The sequence below is a fragment of the Sorangium sp. So ce185 genome, from assembly GCF_051526825.1.
GTDB classification, from domain to species: Bacteria; Myxococcota_A; Polyangia; order Polyangiales; family Polyangiaceae; genus Sorangium; species Sorangium cellulosum_D.
Map to the genome: position 1 here is coordinate 4525963 of NZ_CP150316.1, position 19300 is coordinate 4545262.

At 74.0% G+C, this 19300-nt stretch carries 9 protein-coding genes; 3 read left to right on the top strand and 6 right to left on the bottom strand.

All coding sequences use genetic code 11. From position 1 onward, the window contains the following. Window positions 1-357: 357 nt before the first annotated feature. Window positions 358-1122: a hypothetical protein gene (locus WMF26_RS16740; protein ID WP_438001150.1), complete on the top strand. Its 765-nt coding sequence runs from the start codon at window positions 358-360 to the stop codon at window positions 1120-1122. 175 nt (window positions 1123-1297) lie between these two features. On the opposite strand, the gene WMF26_RS16745 is transcribed toward WMF26_RS16740, so the two are convergent. Together WMF26_RS16745 and WMF26_RS16750 are read right to left on the bottom strand one after the other, a co-directional pair. Further along, entirely contained in the window at window positions 1298-2698 is a 1401-nt protein-coding gene (locus WMF26_RS16745; RefSeq protein ID WP_438001151.1) for a FecR domain-containing protein, read from the bottom strand. Next, window positions 2688-3329: an RNA polymerase sigma factor gene (locus WMF26_RS16750; protein WP_061623461.1), complete on the bottom strand. Its 642-nt coding sequence runs from the start codon at window positions 3327-3329 to the stop codon at window positions 2688-2690. The genes WMF26_RS16745 and WMF26_RS16750 overlap by 11 nt, the downstream gene beginning before the upstream one ends. Window positions 3330-3600: 271 nt before the next feature. Here WMF26_RS16750 and WMF26_RS16755 point away from each other — a divergent pair, with 271 nt between their 5' ends. Continuing rightward, window positions 3601-8751, top strand: coding sequence for an AAA family ATPase (locus tag WMF26_RS16755; protein WP_438001152.1), 5151 nt, complete (start codon window positions 3601-3603; stop codon window positions 8749-8751). Between the two features lie 7 nt (window positions 8752-8758). On the opposite strand, the gene WMF26_RS16760 is transcribed toward WMF26_RS16755, so the two are convergent. Continuing rightward, window positions 8759-9121 (bottom strand): hypothetical protein, encoded by a 363-nt coding sequence (locus WMF26_RS16760; protein ID WP_437338028.1) that lies wholly within the window; start codon window positions 9119-9121, stop codon window positions 8759-8761. Between the two features lie 305 nt (window positions 9122-9426). Here WMF26_RS16760 and WMF26_RS16765 point away from each other — a divergent pair, with 305 nt between their 5' ends. Continuing rightward, a complete protein-coding gene (locus tag WMF26_RS16765; protein ID WP_438001153.1) occupies window positions 9427-11619 on the top strand; it encodes a PilZ domain-containing protein in 2193 nt (730 codons plus the stop codon). Between the two features lie 187 nt (window positions 11620-11806). On the opposite strand, the gene WMF26_RS16770 is transcribed toward WMF26_RS16765, so the two are convergent. The 3 genes from WMF26_RS16770 to WMF26_RS16780 form a co-directional block, all read right to left on the bottom strand. After that, window positions 11807-12907, bottom strand: a complete 1101-nt coding sequence (locus tag WMF26_RS16770) for an ABC transporter substrate-binding protein (protein WP_438001154.1) — start codon at window positions 12905-12907, stop codon at window positions 11807-11809. Between the two features lie 400 nt (window positions 12908-13307). Beyond that, the gene (locus WMF26_RS16775) at window positions 13308-14594 is read right to left on the bottom strand and encodes a patatin-like phospholipase family protein (protein WP_061625269.1); all 1287 of its coding nucleotides are present in this window, start codon (window positions 14592-14594) and stop codon (window positions 13308-13310) included. After that, window positions 14591-19042 carry a serine/threonine-protein kinase gene (locus WMF26_RS16780; RefSeq protein ID WP_061625268.1) on the bottom strand — a complete coding sequence of 1484 codons (4452 nt, stop codon included), beginning with the start codon at window positions 19040-19042 and terminating at the stop codon, window positions 14591-14593. Before WMF26_RS16780 ends, WMF26_RS16775 begins: the two co-directional genes overlap by 4 nt. Window positions 19043-19300 lie beyond the last annotated feature (258 nt).

Sequence of the window (19300 nt, forward strand, 5' to 3'; positions counted from 1 at the left end):
GCGCCGCGAGCCGCGGTTTCCGACGATTTCCAAGGAGAATCGCGCGCTCGGAGCGGCCCGACCTGCGCCCGCCACGTCCGTCCGAGGACGGATCGACGATGGCACGCCGCGGGCAGGGCAGGAGGCCAGGTACGCAGCGCTCCGCCTGCTCCCCCTCCGCGATCACCGCACCGCCGTGCGCGCCCAGCGCGCCGCCGATGTCGCGGCCGGCGCCGGCGCGGTGGCCCTCCCGGACGCATCGGACCGCGAGCCTCCGAACGGCGGAAGCCGGGATCCGAGGAGGTCTCGATGCCAGCGATGGGCGACCCACGCGCGGACTTGCACGCCCGATGAAAGCGTCGCAGGCTCGACGCTGGGATGGCGCCCTCGCGGGAGCTCGACGTGGCGTCGCGTGACGGTCGGACGATCTTCGCGAGAGAATTCTTCGATCTCCAGCTCACGTTCGCAGAGACCGCCGCAGCGCTGTCCGGGATCCCGCTGGAGCTGGCCCTGCTCAAGTATACGAACCTGTATGTTCGGTTCGGTCTCGGACGCGACTTCGACAGCGAGCATGAGCTGTGGCGCGCCTACGTGGCTGGACTGAAGACCGCGGCGGACGCTCGTGAGTGGACCTATCGTTACTACCTGATGGACGCAGAGGCGAACACGTCGCCGGCTGTCCTCGCGACCGTTGGCTGCTTTTCATATGCCGTGCTCGACAGCGACGTGGTCCGATTGCACTTCCGCAACGTCGACCCCGAAGGGTGCTCGCCGCTCTCGGCCGCGCGGTATGGACAGCGACGCGCCGAGCTGACGGAGTTATTTGCTCAGATCAAGTCTGAGTTTGCGCGGGAGCTCGTCGTCGCGGGAGTCTCGTGGTTGTACAACCTCAACGCGTACCGAAGGCTCTTCCCGCCCGACTATGCCGCATCGGCCCGCGCGGTCCACGGCCTCTATCGATCCATGCCGTTGTGGGGCCAGTTCCTGCATTACGGAGGCGGCGTGAAGACGGCGATGGCGCGAACATTTCTGGAAGCCATCGCCGAGCGTCGATCGATCGCTGGCCTGGGCGACTGCTTTCCGTTTCCCGTCCTGACCGTCGAGGCGCCGATTCAAAGTTTCTATGCGTTCTACGGCGTCTAGGGCGCCGATCGGCTTGAGACGCGCGAGGATGAGGAGATTGGAATCACAGAGGCACGGAGGGCACAGAGTAATTTCGTTGTTCCTCTGTGTCCTCTGCGCCGCTGTGCTTCAGTTCTAGGGGTTTCGGGGCTGACCGCAGGCAGCCCCGGCCGCCGCCGGCGTCACCTGCCGCGCGTCACGGCTCCACGAGATCGCGCGCCACGGGCGCGTGCGCGCCGCGCGGGTGGCGCTTCAGGTAGAGCTCCGCGACCGGCCGCGCCGCCGCCCGGCCGGCCGTGCGCTCGACGGCGACCATCTTGCGGCCGAGCGCCTCGGCGGCGAATGGGCCGCCGGGCGACTCGGCGAGATACGCGTCGTACCAGGCCACCGCTGCCCCCGGCGAGCCGCCGTCGTCGACCATGCGCCCGAGCAGGAAGGCCGCCGCCTTCCCGTGGCTCGTCCCGGGGAACCGCTTGCGCGTCGCCGTGAGCGCGCGCTGCGCGACGTCGCCGCGGCGCGCGTACCGCGCCGCGTCCGCCAGCGCGACGAGGTCGTCGAGCGAGCCGTGCTCGAGCACGCCGCCGAGGCCGCGCTGCTCGGCCTCGGCCAGGACCGACCGGAAATCCCCCGCGGCCACGCGCTTCGCCCAGCTCGGCGCCGCCGCCGCGCCGTCCGGCGCCGCCGTCAAACCGCCCGGCGGAGGGCCCGCGGGCGCCCCCTCAGCCCGCGAGCCCTCCGGCCGTGCGGCCCCGGCGTCGCCGTCGACGTCGCCGGGCCCGGTATTCCTCTCTCCTCCGGGCGGCGCCGCGCCCGCGGGCGACGGCGCCCGCTCCGCCGGCCCCGCCGCGCTGCCCACCGCGCCGGCCGCGTCGAGGCTCGAGATCTGCACGTCGCCCTCGCGCATCCGCGCCACGAGCCGCTGCCCGGCGCGGAGCGGCAGCCCTTCGGGCGCGAGCGGACCGCGCACGGTCACGCTCCCCTCGTGCAGATCGACGCGCAGGGTGCCGTCGCCGCGCGTCCACGACACGTCGAACGCCGTGCCGGTCACCAGCACCGCGAACGGCCCCGCCTCGACCGACCAGCGCGCCTTCGGCCGCGGCGTCACGCGCAGCGACGCCCGGCCGTCCTCGAGCAGCATCCGCGCCCCGGCCGCGTCGACCTCCGCCACGCGCAGCGCGCTGCCCGGCGCGAGCGCGACGGTGGTGCCGTCCGTGAAGCGGAGCCGGGCCTCCTCGACCGCCGCGGCGATGTAGCCGCCCGCGGCGCCGGGCGCGCCCTCGACCGCGTAGTCGAGCCGCCGCGCCGGCCAGAGCGCGACGAGCGCGACCGCGAGCGCCGCCGCGCCGGCGAGCGCCAGGCCCCACCGCGCGCGCCCCGCGTGCGCGGGCGAGAGCCCGAGGAAGCGGAGCCACGTGTCCATGCCGCTCAGGGCAGCGACCCAGCCCAGGACGCCGCCGCGCCGCTGGGCGGCCCCGCGGCTCACCGCCTCCACGAAGCGGGCGCGCTCGGCGGCGTCGTGCGCCGCGTCGACGTCGGCGGGGATGCCCTCCCGCGCGAGGTCGGCGAGCCGGCTCAACTTCTCCGCTTCATTCATCATGCTCTCCTCCGCAGGCAAGGAGGCTCCCGGGCTGATCGAGCGCTTGCGGGGCCTTCGTGAGGTAGGCCGAGAGCGCGGGATCGCGCTGCGCGGCGGTGAGGATCCGGTGGGACGCGCGGGCGAGGTGGCGCTTCGTCGTGGCCAGCGAGCACCCGAGCGCGGCGGCGATCTCGGTGAGCTCGAGCCCCTCGATGAACCGCAGGACGAAGAGCGTCCGCGAGCGGTCGTCCACCTGGTCGAGGATGCCGTAGAGCCGCGCGAGCGCCGCGCGCCCCTGCGGATCCTGCTGCGCGCTGCCGACGTCCGGGAGCTCGCCCGAGGGCGACAGCTGGAGCCAGCGCCGCAGGCGCCGGCGCCGCAGCTCGGCGCGCGCGACGCGCACCGCGATGCCGACGATGAAGCTCGAGAGCAGCGACGGATCGCGCAGGTCCTTCGCCACGCGGAAGAAGCGCAGGAACGTGTCCTGCACGTGGTCGTCGACCTCGTCGCCCGGGCCGAGGGTGCGCTTCAGGATCCGGCGCACGAGCGGCGCGAACCGCTGCCACACGATCGGCGCGGCGCCCGGGTGCCCCTGCGCGGCGGCGCGCGCCAGCGCCACGTCGTCGGTCGCGGACAGCGGTAACGCCTGCACGCTCCCCCTTTGCGTGGAGGGCGCGACCGCTGTCAATGGCGGCACGGTCGACCGACGGCTTCGGATCACGTCCAGCAGTGTTCTCCGGAGGGCCGCCGCGGCTCAAGATTCGGAACGCCCGCGCCCCGGAGGAGCTCCCGCCAAGGAACGAGAAGGAACATCGATTGGATGTGCGCGGAATCATTGATCCCGGCCACCGCGCCCCACGGCGCCCCCGACGCGACGTCGAACGGCGTCACGGTAGGTTCCGTATCAGCTGTAACCTGTACGCATGACGACACTTGGCGCGGCTTATGCCACTGGATCCGCGAGCCCGCTGCAGGGCTACGCCGCGGACGCCGTCCTCCACGAGGGGCGGATGATCATCGTGCGCCGCGCGCGCCGCGCGTCGGACGGGCAGCCCGTCGTGCTGAAGGGAGCGAGCGCGGGGCGGGCGTCGCCGCGGGCGATCGCGAGGCTCCGCCACGAGCAGGTGATCACGCGCGAGATCGCGCACCCGGGCGTCCTCCGTATCCTCGACGTCGAGGAGAGCGACGGGGGGCCCGTGCTCGTCCTGGAGGACTTCGGCGGCGCGTCGCTCGACATCGTCCTGCGGAGCGACAGGCTCAGCCTGGCGACGATCCTGCGGATCGGCATCCACGTCGCGGACGCCCTCGCGGCGCTGCACCACGCGGGCGTCATTCACAAGGACATCAAGCCGCACAACATCCTCGTCCGCCTCGATCCGCTGGTGGTCAAGCTCTCCGACTTCGGGATCGCAACGCGCCTGTCGCAGGAGGCGCCGCGGGCCGAGAGCCCGGACGCCGCGGAGGGGACCCTGGCGTACATGTCGCCCGAGCAGACGGGCTGGATGAACCGCAACCTCGACTGCCGGACGGACCTCTACTCCCTCGGCGCCACCCTCTACGAGATGCTCACGGGCGCTCCCCCGTTCACGGCGCCGAGCGCCATGGAGCTCGTTCACTGCCACCTGGCCAGGACGCCGACGCCGCCGCACGCCGCGTCGGCCGAGATCCCGCGCGTCGTCTCCGATCTCGTCATGAAGCTCCTCTCCAAGGCCGCCGAGGATCGGTATCCGTGCGCCGAGGCGCTGCGCGCCGATCTCGAGGAGTGCCTCCGGCGGTACGAGGCCGACGGCCGCGTCGATCCTTTCCCGCTCGGCGAGCGCGACGCGGGCGGCCGGCTCTGGCTGCCGGAGAAGCTCTACGGGCGCGAGGCCGAGACGCAGGCGGTCGTGGCCGCGTGCGAGCGCGCGGCGGCCGGCGCCGTCGAGCTCTTCCTCATCTCCGGCCACGCCGGCGTCGGCAAGTCCGCCCTCGTCCGCGAGGTCTACAAGGTGCTCGCGCAGCGGCCCGGGTACTTCGTGTCGGGGAAGTTCGGCCAGCTCAAGCAGCGCACCCCCTACGCGGCCATCGCGCAGGCGTTCGGCGAGCTGTGCGAGCGCATGCTGTCGGAGGGCGAGGAGTCTGTGGCGCGCTGGAAGGCCCGGCTGAGCGCCGCGCTCGGCGCGATCGGGCAGGTCGTCGTCGACGTGATCCCCGAGCTCGAGCGCGTCGTCGGACCCCAGCCCGCCGTGCAGCCGCTCGGGCCGACCGAGTCGAAGAACCGCTTCAGCCTCGCGTTCCAGACCTTCGTCCGCGCCGTCGCGGAGGAGCACCTCCTCGTGCTCTTCATCGACGACCTCCAGTGGGCCGACCCGGCCTCGCTGAGGCTCCTCGAGCTCCTGATGACCGATCCCGACGGCCGCGGGATGCTCGTGATCGGCGCCTACCGCGACCAGGAGGTCGACGACGCCCACCCGCTGGCGAGGCTCGTCCGCGACCTGCGGGCGGCGAACGCGCCCGCGTCCGATGTGTGGCTCGGGCCGCTCGAGATCGAGGACATCCGCCGGCTCCTCGCCGACGCCCTGCGCTGCCGCCTCGAGGACACGGACGCCTTCGCGGCGCTGATCCTGGAGAGGACCGCGGGCAACCCGTTCTTCATCCACCAGCTCCTGCACGCGCTCGCCGGCGAGGGGATCGTGCGCTTCGATCCGGCCGCGGGGGCGTGGGCGTGGAGCCTCGAGCGCGCCCGGAGCGCGGAGGGCGCGGAGGGCGTCGTCGAGCTGATGTCCGCGAAGATCCGGCGGCTCGCGCCCGGCGCGCAGCGCGCCCTCCGGCTCGCCGCCTGCGTCGGCCACCGCTTCGACCTCAGGACGCTCGCGCTCGTCGCCGAGCAGCCCCCGGGCGAGGTGGCCGCGGCGCTCTGGGACGCCCTGCGGGAGGGCCTCGTCGTGCCCCTCGATCCCGAGTACCGCTTCGTCCACGCCGGCGACGCGGCGGTCGCGGGCAGGCTGCTCGAGGACCCCTCGTTCCGCGTCTCGTACCGGTTCCTGCACGATCGCGTCCAGCAGGCGGCGTACGCGCTCATCGACGAGCCGGAGCGCAAGCGGCTGCACCACCGCATCGGCCGGCTGCTCGCGGCGAGCCTCGGCGAGGACCCGAGCGACGAGGAGCTGTTCGTCGTCGTCGGCCACCTGAACGTCGCGGCGGCCCTGATCGAGGGCGCGGCGGAGCGCGGCGAGCTCGTGCGGCTCAACCTGGCCGCGGGGCGGCGCGCGCAGGCGGCGACCGCGTACGACGCCGCGTTCGGCTACCTGAGCGCCGCGGTGTCCGCGCTCGGCCCGGACCCATGGGCCGGCGAGCCGGGCCTCGCCTTCGACGTCTTCGACGTCTTCAACATCCACGCCGCGAAGGCCGAGTGCGCGCACCTGAGCGGCCGCTTCGACGAGGCGGAGGCGCTCTTCGACGCCCTCCTCGAGCGCGCCGCCTCGGACGTGGAGCGCGCCCGCGTTCACTGCATGCGGATGGTCCTCTACAACGCGCAGCACCGCTGGGCGGACTCGCTCGCGGTGGCGCTCCAGGGCCTGCGCCTCCTCGGCATGGAGGTGCCCACCGAGGGCGAGGCGCTCGCCGCCGCGCTCCGCGCGGAGCTCGCCGACGCCGAGCGCGGCTTCGCCGCCCGGCGGGGCGAGGACGTCGGCGCGGGCCCGGAGCTCGCCGATCCGCGCGTCAAGGTCGCGGTGGAGATGCTCGGCTACGGCTCGCCATCGGCGTATTTTCTCAACCCGCCGCTGGCCCAGCTCCTCGCCGTCAGGATGGCGAACCTGTCGCTCCGGCACGGGAGCTCGCCGATGGCCAGCGTGGCGTACGCGTACCACGGCTTCTACCTGGCCGCGTTCTGGGGCCAGCCGCACGAGGGCTACAGGATCGTGCGGATGGGCGTCGCCCTGAACGACAGGTACCGGGTCGACGCCATCAGGGCGAAGCTCGACTTCAACTACGGGGTCGTCATGAACCTCTCGAGGCCGCAGCGCGAGGCGCTCGAGGTCCTCCAGCGGGCGCGGGTCGCCGGGATGGAGACCGGCGACTTCATGTTCGCGTCGGCGTCCTCCAACATCGTCGCCCAGATGAAGCTCAGCCTGGAAGGCGAGCTCCGGCGCGTGCGCGAGGACGTCGGCGGGTTCCTGCGCTTCACCTCCCGCACGAAGGACGCGCTGTCGACGGCGGTCCAGACCGTCGCGCGGCAGGTGATCCAGAACCTCGAGGGGCGCACGCTGGACCGCGGCACGCTGAGCGACGCCGGCTTCGACGAGGACGCCCTCGTGCCGAAGCTCGAGGGGGTGGGCTTCGCGATCGTCGCCGGCTTCTACTACACGAACAAGCTCGCGCTCGCGTACCTCTACGGCGATCACGAGGGCGCGCTCCGGATGGCGCGCCGCGCGCAGGAGCGGGCCCGCGCCCTGACGGGCCAGTACATCGGCATCGTCGATCTGCCGCTCTACACGTGCCTCACCCTCCTGGCGCTCGGCCCTCGGGCGAGCGGGGAGGAGGGCGGCGCGCTGGCCGAGATGCTCGCGTCGAGCCACGACAAGCTCGCCGTCCTCGCGCGGAATTGCCCCGAGCTCCGGCACCTGGAGCTGCTCGTCCGGGCGGAGCGCGCGCGCGTCGCCGGGGAGGCGCTGGAGCCGATTCTCGAGCTCTACCAGCAGGCGAGCCACGCCGCGGAGCAGGCGGGGTACGTGCGCTACCGCGCGCTCGTCAGCGAGCTCTGCGGCAGGTTCCTCGCCTCGAGGCGCATGCCGTGGCTCGCGCGGTCGTGCCTCGTCGAGGCCTACCAGGCCTACGCGCGCTGGGGCGCCACGGCCAAGCTGCGGCAGATGGAGGAGGCCTACGTCGAGCTGCTCCCCCGCGCGGCGGCGGGCCAGCCCGCGTCCGCGGACCTCCTGTCGAACCTGACCTCGGTCGCCGTGTCGACCACGGAGATGGTCGCGCGGCGCGTGGCGCTGCTCGACGCGGCGGCGCTCATCCGCGCCGCGCAGGCGGTGGCGCGCGAGATCGACCTCGGCCGCGTCATGACGCGGCTGCTCCGGCTCGCCGTCGAGAGCGTCGGCGCCCAGCGGGGCGCGCTGATCCTGGGCCACGAGGGCGGGCCGCGCGTGGAGGCCGTCGTCGAGGACGCGGGCGAGGTGCGCGTCGGGCCGTCCACGCCCGTGCGCGAGAGCGGCGCCGCGGCCGCCCGGGTGATCGAGCTCGCGATGAGCACCGGGGGCGCCGTCGTCGTGGCGGACGCCGCGCAGGACGCGCGGCTCGATGGCGATCCCTACGTCGCGGCGCGCAAGCCGCGATCGGTGCTCGCGCTGCCCATGGTGAGCCAGGGCGAGCTCTCGGGGGTCCTCTATCTGGAGAACAACGCCGCGCCCGACGTGTTCTCGCCCGCCCGCCTCGACGTGCTCGAGCTCGTCGCCGCGCAGGCCGCCATCGCCGTGAACAACGCGCTGCTCTACGCGCGCGTCCAGGCGGCGAGCGACGAGCTCCGCCGCGCCAACGACGCGCTCGAGGCGGCCGTCGCCGCCCGCACCGCGGAGCTCTCGTCGGCGATGGCGCGGCTCGAGGAGGAGCTCGCCGAGCGGGCGCGCGCCGAGCAGGAGCGCGCCGGCCTGCAGGAGGACCTCATCCGTGTGCAGCGCGAGCGGCTCGCGGAGCTGTCGACGCCGCTCATCCCGATCACCGATCGCGTCATGGTGATGCCGCTCATCGGGACGATGGACGCGCAGCGCGCGGACGAGGCGCTCGCCGCGGCGCTCCGCGGCGTGTCGCAGACGGGGGCCCGGGTCGTCATCCTGGACATCACGGGCGTGCGGGGCGTGGACAGCAGCGTCGCGGCCACGCTCCTGCGCGCCGCCGCCGCGCTGCGCCTGCTCGGCGCCGAGGCGGTGATCACCGGCATCGGCCCCCGCGTGTCACAGACGCTGGTCGGCCTCGACATCGACCTCGGCGGGACCGTCGTCCAGGGGACGCTCCAGCGCGGGATCGCCTACGCGATCCGGAGGACCGGCGAGGCGCCGCGGCTCGGGCGCCGCTCGTCCGGCGGCCGCCCCTGAGCGCGGCTCAGTTGGCGAGCTTGTTTTCCTCGCGCGGGCCGAAGATCGCCTCCCAGTTCGCGCGGTAGGCGTCGGTCGCGACCTGGGCGGGGCCCGACCGGGGCGCGTCGGCCCCGCCGGGCGCCGGGAGGAGCACCTCGACGTCGAAGAGCCGGGCGTGCTCGGAGCGCTGCGTCAGCTTCACGAGCTCCCCGGTCAGCGGGCGTCCGTGCTCGGTGGGCCGCAGCTCGCCGATCTCGAGCCGGTCCTCCCGGCTCCGGATGACCCGGAAGCCCTCGCCCTGCTCGACGGGGCTGTGGATGAAGACGACATCCTGGTTCGCGGGCGGCGCGGGCTTGTCGTCTTTCTGCGGCGGCTCGTCCTTGCCCATTGCCGAGAGCTTCCCACGTTTGCCCCCGGGGGCGCCAGGCGAAGCGAGCGGTCGGATCCACACGGCGCGCGCGTTCCGCGGCGCCGCGCGGCGTCCAGAAATCCACGCGGCGCGCGCGTCCCGCGGCGCCGCGCGGCCTCCAAAATTTGGCCAGCGCGGGGCTTACGCCGTACTGCCGGCCAGTGGGCCCTCTGCACCGTGGAGGTCCCGCGATCGCGGACGCGGCTTCGCGGCCGAGGCGGAGGAATGGGCGTATGAACGTTCGAGGCGCAGACGGAGATGGCGTTCGCAGGGCGCCGGAATCCTTGGAGAAGGACCGCGAGGGCGGCGAGCGGCGCGCCGGCGCCGGGCAGCGGGTCCGCATCGAGGCGCTCGTCGCTGTCGGCGAGACGTCGGGCGGCGGCTTCGAGGCCGAGTCGATCGACATGTCGCCCGAGGGCATGCGCCTGCGCACGGCGTACCTGCCGCGGGTCGGCGACGCGCTGATCTGCCGCTTCGACGGGCTCGGCAAGGAGCTCGTCGTCGAGGGCGAGGTCTGCTGGCGCGCCGAGCAGGCGCGCGGCGGCGAGTTCGGCCTGCGCTTCACCGGCCTCGATCCGGAGGCGGAGGAGGCGGTGCGCGCGATGTGCTCGTCGATGGACGCCGGCGCCGCCGGCTCCGCGCCGGCGCTCACGATCCCGTCCGGCGCGGGGCAGGGGACGGCGCAGCGCGGCGCGCGCGTGCGGCTCCACATCGACGGGCTGGGCTCGCCCATGAAGGCGCGCGTGCGCGCGGGTGGGCTCGACGACCTCGAGGTGGGCTCCAACCTGGAGTTCCTCAAGGTGGGGCGTTCCCTCGAGCTGGAGGAGGTCGAGCAGGGCACGCGCCGCGAGGCGTACATCGACCACGTGAAGGTCGAGGTCGACCCGGCGACGAGCGTGCCGCAGCTCGTGGTCACGCTTTGCTACGAGGCGCCCCGCGCGGCCAGGGCGTCGCGGCCGCGGGCGCCGTCCGAGACGCTGCCCCCGGCGAAGCCCGCGGCGGCGCTCGACGCCGGGGCGCCCGCGCGGGCGCCGTCGGTGCCGCCGCCGGGCGAGGGCGCGCGGGCGTCGTCGGCGCCGCCGGGCGAGCGCGCGACGGCGCGGGCGTCGTCGGCGCCGCCGCGCGATCCGCAGGGCGAGCGCGCCCCGGCGCGGGCGTCGTCGGCGCCGCCGCGCGATCCGCAGGGCGAGCGCGCCCCGGCGGGCGCGAGCGGCGGCGCGGCGGCCGCGGCGGACGACGATCACGACGGCGACATGTCGCCGGCGCTCTCGGCGCGGGAGGCGCCCGCGGCGGACGCGGCGCCGGCCTCGGCGCAGGACGCGGCGCCGCCTTCGCAGGAGGGGTCGGACGAGGCGGGCTCCGCGCAGGCGGCCGGCGCGCAGCCGAGCCGGCTGCGCGACGTCGGCGAGAAGGCCGCGATGGCGAGCAAGGCCGTGGCGGGCAAGCTCGGGCCGGCGCTCGCCGGCGCCGGGGCGCGCGCGGCCACGGCGATGGCCGGCATGGTGGCGCGGATCAAGGCGCGGCGCGCTGCGCGCGCGGCCGGCGAGGACGGGTCGGGCAAGGACGGCGGCCCGCGCCGCAAGACGGCGCCGCCGCCGGCCGGCGCGCTGAAGTCCGGCGGGCGCCGGCTGGTGCGCGAGGAGGCCGAAGAGGCGGCGGGCGAGGGGGCGGAGCCGCCGCGCTTCAACAAGAAGGCGGCCGCGGCCGGGAGCTTCCTCGGGCTGGCGGCGGTGCTGGTGGTGTTCGGGGCCGCGCGCCTCCTCGGCCTTCGCGGCGGCGACGCGCCCGCCGCCGGGGCCGCGGAGGCGGCCGCGGGCGCGTCGGCGCTGCCGGCGTCGTCCGGCGCGCCGGCCCTGCCGGCGGCCGCGGCCACGGCGGCCGCGCCGGGCGGCGTGCTGACGGCGAACGTCCCGCTGTTCGGCGCGACGCCGCTGTCGACGACGGAGCCCGTGCCGCCGACGCCGCCCGCCGATCCGGGCGCCCAGGCCGGCGATCCGCTCGAGCGGTCCGCCGCGGTCCCGGGCGGCCCAGGCGACGAGGGCGACGCGGAGGCGGACGAGGACGCGCAGGAGGGCCCGAAGGAGTGGGGCCAGGGGTCCGTGAGGAACCCCATCGTGCTGAAGCTGAAGATGGACGGCCCCATCGAGGAGCTGAACGGCGCGGCCGGCGCGATGGGCTTCACGGTGTCGCTGCCCGACCGGCGCGCGCTGTCCTCGGGCAGCGGCCTCGCCCGGAAGGACAAGCGCATCGCGTCGGTGCGCGTGGTCAACACGCCGCACGGCGCCGAGATCACCCTGCAGTTCAAGGACGGCGTGCCTTCCTACAAGGCCAAGGCGCGCGGCGATCGCCTGGAGATCGCGCTCGGCCGCGACGAGCCGAAGAAGGTGGCGTCGAAGGCAAAGTCGAAGAAGGACGACGACAAGAAGAAGAAGGGCGAGAAGGGGAGCGACAAGAAGGCCAAGGACAGGGAGCGCTGAGGGGCGGCCCGGGGACGGGCGCGAGGGGCCGCCAGGGCGCTGTGTTCGAGGCAATCCAGCCGCGGAGCGTTCGAAGGAACGCTCCGCGGCTGTGTCGTTTGCGCCAGGGCGCGTGCCCGCAGCGCGGGAAGCTCACGATTCGAGCTGCGTCCTCGGGCCTGTGCTTGGCGGGTGCGAGGCCTTCACATCACGGCGTGGCCGCGGGCGTCTGGCCTCGATCGTGAGGCGGCTTGCCGGACGCGTAGGGATTGAGGTCGTTCGTGTACAGGTCGCGGGCGTTCACCTGTCCCGGGCGCAGCTCCCCGTCTCGGATCAGCCAGTCGATCCAGATCTGAAAGTCCCTGTCGTCCAGCACGCCGCCCTTTCCTGCGACGCCGTAGCTGCGCCAGTACTTGAGGATGCTGTCGTCTTCATTGCGGTTCCGCTTGCGAAGGATCGAGGCGAAGCGCGCGAGGACCTCCTCTCGCGGCGTGGTCTGCGTCCAGGCGATCGCTTTGGCCGTGGCCTCGACGAATTTGCGCGTGGCGTTCGGGTGCTCCTCGATGAAATTCGTGCTCATGACGTAGCTCCCGGCCGTGAATGCGCCGAACAGCTCGTAATCGGTGGCGATTGCCCGGACGCCGCCGCGCTCGAGGGCTCGATCGCGGTAGACGTTCCCGAGGATCGCGACCTCGACCTGCTTTTGCCGGAGCGCCTGTTCGCCGTTGACCGGGGGGATGACGATCAGGGTGACCTGCCGCGCTTCCGCGCCGAGCCCGTTGCGGAAGAGGTATTCCTTCGTCATGAACTCGCTGTGGGCGCCGAGCGTGTTCATGGAGATCTTCTTGCCGATGAGGTCCCGCGCGGCGCGGATGGGGCTGTCGTCGAGCACGTAGAACCCGCTCCAGAACTGCTCGCTCACGCCGTACGAGCCGAGGACCGATCGGAGGGGCGCCTTTGCGGCGATCAGCTTGATGATGGCGCCGTTGAACGCGCTCCCGAAGTCCGTGTCCCCGGTGACGACGGCCTGGATGCTCTGCGGTCCGCCGAGCACGTCGCCCACGTGCACCAGGCGGATGGGCGCGAGATACCCGAGGTCCTCGGCCAGCTCGGGCGGCGACACCGAGCCCGGTGAGCCCTGATACCGGAGCTCCAGCGTCTCGATCTCACGACCCTCGTGCCACGCCCGCGTGGGCTCAGCTTTGCTACAGGCGCCTGCGATGAGGGTGAGGAGCGCCGAGAGGAGCGTCAGCGCGCCGCGCCCGCGCGTCGGCGCCTCAGGGGGAGCCCCGGAGGGGAGCTGTCTCACCGCGAGTCGCTCGGGTCGGCATGATGGTTCTCGTCTCGTTCGAGGGATGGAGGTAGCCGGCGGTGGTAGCAACACATATGCCGTCCCCCTGCGCTCCCGCATCCCTCCCAAATCGCGCTTTCGCGATCTGCCGGCGCGCTCCTCGGGCCGCATCGCTGCACCGATTCGAGCAGCTCCTCGCCTCTGCTGCTGCTGCCGCAGCAGCTCTGTTCAACGCGAAGAGAAGAAACCGTAGGCCCTCGGAGGGGGTGTTCGTCGCGCGGTGTGGGGACGGGCCGATGTTTGAGCCTGGCTCATGGGTGCTCCGGCTTGCCGGAGCATCCATGAGCCAGGCGAGTTCGGCGGGGCCCCACACCGCGCGACGAACACCCCCTCCGAGGGCCGGGCAGCCCTCGACGAGCTAGATGGACCCTCCGGGCCCCACCGGAGGAGGAATCGACCACTCCGCGCTGTCCGAGAGCCTCGGCTCCGCCTCCTCCGCCGCGCTCCCGAAGAAATCCGCCACGTCGTGCCGCCTCGCCTCCGCGTCCGCCCGCCCGAGCTCGATCAGCTTCCGCGTGAACGACCCGTCGAACAACAGGTAGCTCGCCAGATCCGCGTCGTTCTCCGCCCCCACGTCCACCAGCGAGAGCAGCCGCCGCATCATCGCCGGCCCCCCCTGCACCTTGCCCGCCTTCACGTGCTCCGCCGCCAGCCGCCCGAGATCCACGCTCGGCCGCACCACCAGCGTCTCCACCCGCCGGTACGGCAGCGCCCCGCGCTGCGCTGCCGCCCCGTTGATCGAGTGCAGGAAATCCGGCCCGAACGCGCGCTCCCCGTCCTCGATCATGTGGTTGACCCGCGTCAGGACCTCGAAATCCGTCTGGATGTGGTCGAGCAGGAACGCGTTCAGCACCTTGCCGAGCACCAGCGCCATCCCCGGCGGCTTGCCGCTGTCCCCCGCGTCGATGCTCCGCACCTCCCGCGACAGCCCGATCGCCAGCACGTGCGTCGCCCCCAGCCGGAGCGCCGGCGCGATCGGCGTGTTCTGCCGCACCCCGCCGTCCATGTACAGATCCCGGCCGATGCGCACCGGCGGGAACAGGATCGGGATCGCCGCCGACGCGAGCGCGTGCGGCGGGCCGATCAGCGCCCCGCGGATGATCGTCCGCGGCGGCGCCGTCGTCGGCAGCGCGCCGTCCGGGCCGGTCTGCATGAAGATCACCGTGCGGCCCGTCGCGATCTCGGTCGCCGACACGCTGACCGCCGACAGGTACCCGTGGCGCAGCGTGCGCGCGATCGCGCGCCACGGGATCTCCCGCTCGACGAGCCGCTGCATCGGCGAGACGTCGAACAGGCCCACGCCCTCCGAGCCGCCGCCGAACATGAGCTTCGGCAAGGAGATCGCCTGCCGCACCCCGAAGCCGAGCACCGTCTCGAGCTTCAGCTGCGTCCACAGGTTGACGAGCCGCCGCACGCCCAGCGTCGGATCGTCGAGGTGCGCCGCGAGGTAGCACGCGTTCACCGCCCCCACCGACGTCCCGCACAGGATGTCGATCCTCGGCGGCGCGCCCCGCAGCCGGGCGAACGCGTCGAGCACGTACGACATCACCCCGACCTCGTACGCCCCCCGCGCGCCGCCGCCCGAGAGGATCACCGCGACCTTGCGCCGCGGCTTCGCCGCTGTCCTTCCGCCGGTACCCGTCATGCCATCTCCCCGCGGCGGAGCGGGTCGTGCCCCGCCGCCGGACCCTCGGCCTCCGCGGCCAGGATGCGCCGCACCACGGCGCGCTCCAGGAACAGCGCCCTGAGCCGCGCGTCGCGGATGTAGCTCGCCACCTTCTGCACGTGGAGCGCGGCGCGGTGGTACGCGTCCGCCGCGCTCGCCGGCGCGCCCTTCTGCAGCGCCTCGCAGCAGAGGTCGCGCACCTCGATGCCGTACTCCGAGCTGCCCGCCTCGACCGCGCCGAGCGCCGTCCGCGCGAGCAGCACCCCGGAGTGCACCTCGCCCGCGTCCACCCGCGCCGCCGCCTCGATCGCCGTCGCGTACGCGTGGTAGCTCATCAGCCCCTGCGACTCGGCGAGCTGCCGCGCCTCGGAGGCGTTCGCGATCGCGGCCTGGACGTCGCCCTGCGCCTTCGCGAGGAGGCCGCGCACGTTGCGCTCGTGGATCATGTCGTACACGCTGCCGGTCACCGCGATGAGCGCGCCCGCGTCGGCGCACAGGGTGTGCGCGGCGTCGGCGTCGCCCGCTTCGAGGAGGATCCCCGCCGTGCAGAGGAGCGTGTCGGCCCGCGCATCCTGGTCGTCATAGCGCTCGTGCGCCTCCCGCGCCCGCTTCATGTACGCGAGGCTGCGCGGCATGTCCCCGAGCTTCGCGTACGCGTGGCCGATGTTGCTCAGCGTCTTCGCGATCTGGAACCTCCCGCCGATCGCGAGATCGATGGAAATCGACGAGAGCCCGACCGCGATCGCGTCCTCGAAGCGCTCGAGCACGAACATCGCCACCGCGAGCGAGTTCTTCGCGCGCGCCTCGCTGCGGCGCGCGCCCACCGCGCGGAACACCGCGATCGCCTCGGCGTAGGCCTCGACCGCCTCCTGCACGCGGCCGACCCGGCGCAGCAGCACCCCCTTCGTGCGCAGCACCTCCGCGCGCGCCCGCGGCGTCAGCCCGCCCATGTGCGTCACCCGGAGCGCCCGGTCGGCCGCGCTGATCGCCCCCTGGACGTCGCCGAGCTCGCGCAGCACCTCCGAGAGGATCGTCAGCGCCTCGACCTCGAGCGCCGGGCGCCGGGCGATGCGGGCGATCTCGGCCGCCCGCTGCGCCACCGGCAGGCCGCGGGCGAGGTGGCCGTCGTCGAGGTCGAGCCGCGCGGTGCGCACGAGCGCGAGCGCGGCCCACCGCGCCTGCCCGCTCTCCTTCGCGAGCTGGCGCAGCGCCGTGAGGTGCTTCCTCCGCTCGCGGCGGCGGCCGAGGTGGCGGAAGATCGCCTCCAGCGCCTCGTGCGCGATCATCCGGCGGGTGTCGCCGGTCGGCAGGAGCGACAGCGCGCGCTCGTAGTACCGGCGCGACAGCTGCGCCTGGTGCCCGGCGCGCGCGGCCCGCGCCGCGTCGAGGTAGAGCTCCGCCGCCGGCCCGGGCGCCTCGCCGCGCGCGAGGTGCTGCGCCACGATCGCGGCCGAGAGCCCCTGCGCGAGCGGCGTCGTCGACAGGTGCTCGCCGAGCCGGCGGTGCATGCGCACGCGGCTCGCGCTGTCGAGCGCGAGGTAGGCGACGTCGCGCACGAGCGGGTGCCGGAAGTCCACCGCCCCGGCGCGGCGATCGCACAGGCCGCGCGCGCAGAGGCGCGTCACCGCCTCGTCGTCCGCGAGCCGCGTCAGGTTCAGGATGTCGTCCTTGAGCAGCGGGCCCCCGGCGACCGCGAGCCAGTTCACGACGTCGTGCTCCGCGGGCGGCAGCTCGCGCAGCCGGTCGCCGATGAGCTGCTCCAGGGTCGACGGGAGCGGCTCGCCGCGATCGCCGGTCCGGTCGTGGCGGACGAGCTCGTGCCGCCCGTCCGGGTGCTCGACGATCTCCAGCGTGCCCCGCTCGAGCAGCGCGTCGACCATCTCGAGCAGGAAGAACGGGTTGCCGGCGACGCGCGGCACGAGCTCGCCGCAGACCGCCGAGACGCCCTCGCGCACGCCGAGGCGCGCCTCGACGAGGCGCATCTGCTCCTCGGCGCTGAGGCCGCGGAGCTCGATCCGCACGAGCCCCTCGATGAACGGCGTCACGCGCTCCTCGGGGCGCGTCAGCAGCAGCACGAGGATCGGCAGCCGCTCCGAGCGCTGCTTGAGGAGCTCCGAGATGAGCTCCAGGCTCGGGCGATCGGCCCACTGCAGGCCGTCGATGACGACGACGAGCGGCTGGTGGCGCGCCAGCGAGCCGAGCAGGTACTTCACGCCGCGCACCACCACGTCGCGGCCGTAGGCCGACGCGTCCTCCTCGGGGTGGTCGAGCTGCTTGCCCGTGACGAGCTCGGCGAGGCGCGTGACGATGCGCGCCCCGAGCGGCGAGCGCGCGATCGACCCGAGCAGCGCGCGGATCACGTGCGCCGCGTCGTCGATCGAGTGGTCGAGCCCCATCCCGGTGACGTCGCGGAGCACGTCGCAGACCGTGGCGAGCGGCAGCTCGCTCTTCACGGGCGAGCACTCGACGTGGAGCACGCGCGCCTCGCCGGGGAGCTCCGAGAGGAACGTCGAGATGAGCGCGCTCTTGCCGATGCCCATCTCGCCGACGATGACGCGCGCCACCGACTGGCCCCGGAGCGCGCCGCCCGGCGGGCTCGGCGGCTTGCTCTGCCGGCTCGGCGGCGGCGGCGGCTCGCTCTCGCCGTAGCGCGACGGCGGCTCGGCGAGGCCCTTCACGGGCGGCGACACCGCGCGGTGGTAGGCGGCGTGCAGGTCCGCGCGCTCGGCGTCGCGCCCCACGAGGTCGTTCGGCGACAGCGCGATCTCCGCCATCCGCTCCTCGCGGGTGAGCGGGCGCTGCAGCGCGTAGAGCCGCATCTGGTGCGGGACCTGGTAGCCGCCGGCGTCGTTGAGATCGAGCGACGGCGCGTCGCCCCAGCGGAAGTCGCGCCGGACGAGGCGGTAGACGCCGCCCGCGACCCAGGTCTTGCCGAACGGGGTGCGGCTGCCGAGGCGCTCGGCCAGGAAATTCGCGGGCTCCTTGAGCACGTGGTTGATGAGGTGCCCCTGCTCGTCGCGCTCGCCGTACGCGATGCCGCGGACGATGCCGATCGCGGCGCGGAGCTCGACGGGCAGGTCCTCCGACGCGCCGGCGAGCGCCTCGTGCACGTCGACGGCCAGCGAGGCCGCGTCGGCCGCGGCGCGCGACGGGTTCGCGAGCAGCCCCACGACGGCGCGCGCGCTCGCGTGCGACTCCCACGACCAGATCGCCCCGTGCTTGAAGGCGATCGCGTCGAGGGTCGTGCGGATCGAGCGCCCGCTGCGCTTGCCGGCGAGCCGCCCCTGCGCCCCGAGCAGCTCGTCCACCCCCTCGATGCGCAGCGTCACCACGGCGACGTGGCGCACCTCGCGCACGACCCGCGGCGCCCCGGTGTTCTCGGCCTCGCCGCCCGTGCGCGCGGCCGGCACCGCCGCGAGCGTCTGCGGCTGCGCCATGGAGCCGCTGTCCGGGGCCTGCTCCGCCGCGCCGCCCGCGGCGTTGTCGCGCGCGTCCTCGTGCCGATCGCGGCCGAGCAGGTGGGCCACGGTCTGCTCGACCGACGCGTTGTCGACGAGCTCCTGCTTCGCGAGCAGCACGCGCGCGATCGCGCCGGCGAGATCGCGCGCGGTCTGGAAGCGGTCCTCGGGCGCGTGCGCCATGGCGCGCATCACGATCGCCTCGAGCTCCGCCGGGATGTCGCGCGCGTGGGCCGACGGGGGGTCGAACAGGCCCTCCTTGACGGCCTGGAGGAGCGCCTCGTCGTCGAGCTTGCCGTAGGGCGAGCGCATGGCGAGCAGCTCGTAGAGCACGACGCCGAGGGCGTAGATGTCGCTCCGCCGGTCGACGCGCTCGCCGCGCGCCTGCTCGGGCGACATGTACCCGAACTTGCCCTTGAGCACGCCGGGCTCCTCGCGGAAGAGGTTCGCGCTGGCGATGCCGAAGTCGGCGATCTTCACGACGCCCTCGAACGACAGGAGGATGTTCTGCGGCGAGACGTCGCGGTGGACGATGGCGAGCGGCATGCCGCCCTCGTCCTTGCGCTCGTGGGCGTAGTGCAGCCCCTTCGCCGCCTCGGAGACGATGAACGCGGACACGAGGGGCGGGATCCGCGACTCCTTCTGCTGGGCGGCGCGCATCAGCTTGCCGAGGTCGAAGCCCTCGACGTACTCCATCGAGAGGAGCAGCCCGTCCTCGCCGTGGTCCGAGAACTCGTAGACCTGGACGATGTTCGGGTGGTTCAGGCGGGTCGCGAGGTGGGCCTCCTCGACGAACATCGCGCGGAAGCGCCGCGAGGCCCCGTGCGCGGGGAGGATCCGCTTGACGACGAGGAGCTTGTAGGTCCCCTCGGCGCCGCGCTTCTTGGCGAGGAAGACCTCCGCCATGCCGCCAGCGCCCAGGCGGCGCTGGATCTCTAGGTCGGCGAGCTGGGACGGGTGCTTGGCCATGCAGCGAAGCGGCGCGCGGGCGCCGCGGCTGGGAGGGGCCGGGCGCGGTGGATCAGGGAGACCGATGAAAGAAGGACCGCGCGCGGTTCCCCCCGATCCATGGGAGGACTACGGGTTGACCCGCATGGTAGCGTCCCGCCCGCGTCTTCGGGGAGACAACCATGGTGGAAAGGCGAATCTTTCTGGGCGGGTCGGGGGTCGGCGCGCCCGGTGAGCCCGCCCGCGCGCCGCGGATCCGCGGCGGCGCGGCCGTCCGCC

Bases quoted from the DNA above. Each gene is read 5' to 3' on its own strand.
- WMF26_RS16740 (WP_438001150.1), top strand. From the start codon at position 358: ATGGCGCCCTCGCGGGAGCTCGACGTGGCGTCGCGTGACGGTCGGACG.
- WMF26_RS16745 (WP_438001151.1), bottom strand. From the start codon at position 2,698: ATGATGAATGAAGCGGAGAAGTTGAGCCGGCTCGCCGACCTCGCGCGG.
- WMF26_RS16755 (WP_438001152.1), top strand. From the start codon at position 3,601: ATGACGACACTTGGCGCGGCTTATGCCACTGGATCCGCGAGCCCGCTG.
- WMF26_RS16760 (WP_437338028.1), bottom strand. From the start codon at position 9,121: ATGGGCAAGGACGAGCCGCCGCAGAAAGACGACAAGCCCGCGCCGCCC.
- WMF26_RS16775 (WP_061625269.1), bottom strand. From the start codon at position 14,594: ATGACGGGTACCGGCGGAAGGACAGCGGCGAAGCCGCGGCGCAAGGTC.
- WMF26_RS16780 (WP_061625268.1), bottom strand. From the start codon at position 19,042: ATGGCCAAGCACCCGTCCCAGCTCGCCGACCTAGAGATCCAGCGCCGC.